The following is a 1,501-nucleotide window of genomic DNA, read 5'->3' as shown; positions in this document are numbered from 1 at the left end:
CGGGCCGGGAGGAGCCCGCGGTCGGGACGTACGTCGCGCACGTCCACGACGTACGTCCCGACCGCGGGCTCCTCCCGGCCCGTGCTCCCGCTCACGCGTCCTCCCGCCCGGCCCGCAGCGCGGCGGCCAGCCGCGAGGCCACGCCCAGGTTGCAACGGCCCAGGTCGACCAGGGCGTACGGGTGCCCCTGCGCGGCGGTCACCGGGTCCACCCGCAGCGACGGCAGGACGATGCCCACGTCCCGCAGGGCGGCACGCAACCGCTCCACCGCCTCCTCGGCACTGCGGGCAGGCCGGTCGCCGTCCGTCACCTTCGCCGTCTCCATCACTCGATCCCTCCACACAGAGTCGCGCTTTCGGCACACAGCGTGTCCGAGACAGCTCTACCCTGACCAGCAGCGGCGCCCCAACAATCCCCGCTGTCGGACCGGGAGTTTTCATGACAGGACCGAAGGACCTCGACCCGTCCTCCTCACCGCGCGCCCTGCTGGGCGCCGAACTGCGCCACGCCCGCGAGAGAAAGGGGCTGAGCCAGGAGCAACTGGGCCAACTGCTCTTCGTGAGCGGCTCGTTCGTCGGGCAACTGGAGGCGGGGACGCGGCGCATGCAGCCGGAGATCGCACGGATGCTGGACGAAGTCCTCGGCACGGAGGGGTTCTTCCTGCGGAACTGCAAGGCGGCGGCCAAGTCGAAGTATCCGGAGCACTTCGCGCAGGCGGCGGAGGCCGAAGCTCAAGCGACGGCGATCAGGGAGTACGCACCCCAGCTGATCCCCGGATTGCTCCAGACCCCGGCATACGCCCGGGCGGTGTGCCGCGCCTACGACCCGACGGCACCCGAGGAAAGAATCGACCAGCTGGTGAGGGGCCGACTGGAGCGGGCCCGCATCCTCGACGACCCAACAAGCCCGGTGTTGTGGGCCGTGCTTGACGAGGCCGCGCTGCGCCGCGTGACGGGCGGGCGCGAGGTGATGGCGGAGGCCCTGCGGCACGTTGCCGACCTGGCCCGCCGCGGCCGGGTCATCGTGCAGGTGCTGCCCTTCGAAGCGGGGGCGCACGCGGCAATGGAGGGCGCCATCAAGTTGATGGACTTCGAAGACGCCCCTCCGCTCGTCTACTTCGAAGGCCCCGGCACCGGTCGGCTGGAGGACGACCCGGCGGAGGTCAGGCGCCGGAGGTTCACCTACGAACTCCTCACGGCCTGTGCTCTCGCCCCCGAGAAGTCCCTGGTTCTCCTCGAGGCGATGGCGCAGGATTACGCACATGAGGAACATCTCTGACCACGACTTGGACGCGGCCAACTGGCTCAAGTCCACCTACAGCGGCGGCAGCGGGGGCAACTGCCTCGAAGTCACCCACGACTTCCCCGCCCTCGTCCCCGTCCGCGACTCCAAGAACCCCGACGGGCCGAAGCTGGTCTTCCCGGCCGAGGCTTGGTCGGCGTTCGTCTCGGCGCTCAAGCCTTGAGCTTCGAGCCCTCTTTGCAAGGACTGGGTGGTGGGC

General features: G+C 70.2%; 3 protein-coding genes. 2 read left to right on the top strand and 1 reads right to left on the bottom strand.

Annotation, left to right across the window (positions count from 1 at the left end; translation table 11 throughout):
• Window positions 1-91: 91 nt before the first annotated feature.
• On the bottom strand, window positions 92-325 hold the full coding sequence (locus GV126_RS32455) for a hypothetical protein (protein WP_159674540.1): 234 nt from the start codon (window positions 323-325) through the stop codon (window positions 92-94).
• Window positions 326-438: 113 nt separating this feature from the next.
• On the opposite strand from GV126_RS32455, the gene GV126_RS32450 reads away from it, so the two are divergent.
• Together GV126_RS32450 and GV126_RS32445 are read left to right on the top strand one after the other, a co-directional pair.
• Window positions 439-1,278, top strand: a complete 840-nt coding sequence (locus GV126_RS32450) for a helix-turn-helix domain-containing protein (protein ID WP_159674538.1) — start codon at window positions 439-441, stop codon at window positions 1,276-1,278.
• Window positions 1,262-1,465, top strand: a complete 204-nt coding sequence (locus GV126_RS32445) for a DUF397 domain-containing protein (RefSeq protein ID WP_159674536.1) — start codon at window positions 1,262-1,264, stop codon at window positions 1,463-1,465. The genes GV126_RS32450 and GV126_RS32445 overlap by 17 nt, the downstream gene beginning before the upstream one ends.
• Window positions 1,466-1,501: the final 36 nt, after the last annotated feature.

The sequence above is a fragment of the Streptomyces mexicanus genome, assembly GCF_902506575.1.
Lineage (GTDB): Bacteria > Actinomycetota > Actinomycetes > Streptomycetales > Streptomycetaceae > Streptomyces > Streptomyces mexicanus.
The sequence above is the reverse complement of the archived record's forward strand: the minus strand, read 5'-3'. Positions and strand labels throughout refer to the sequence as shown.

What these genes read in the sequence shown, in the direction of transcription:
- GV126_RS32455 (WP_159674540.1), bottom strand. Translation starts at nt 325, where the DNA reads ATGGAGACGGCGAAGGTGACGGACGGCGACCGGCCTGCCCGCAGTGCC.
- GV126_RS32450 (WP_159674538.1), top strand. Translation starts at nt 439, where the DNA reads ATGACAGGACCGAAGGACCTCGACCCGTCCTCCTCACCGCGCGCCCTG.
- GV126_RS32445 (WP_159674536.1), top strand. Translation starts at nt 1,262, where the DNA reads ATGAGGAACATCTCTGACCACGACTTGGACGCGGCCAACTGGCTCAAG.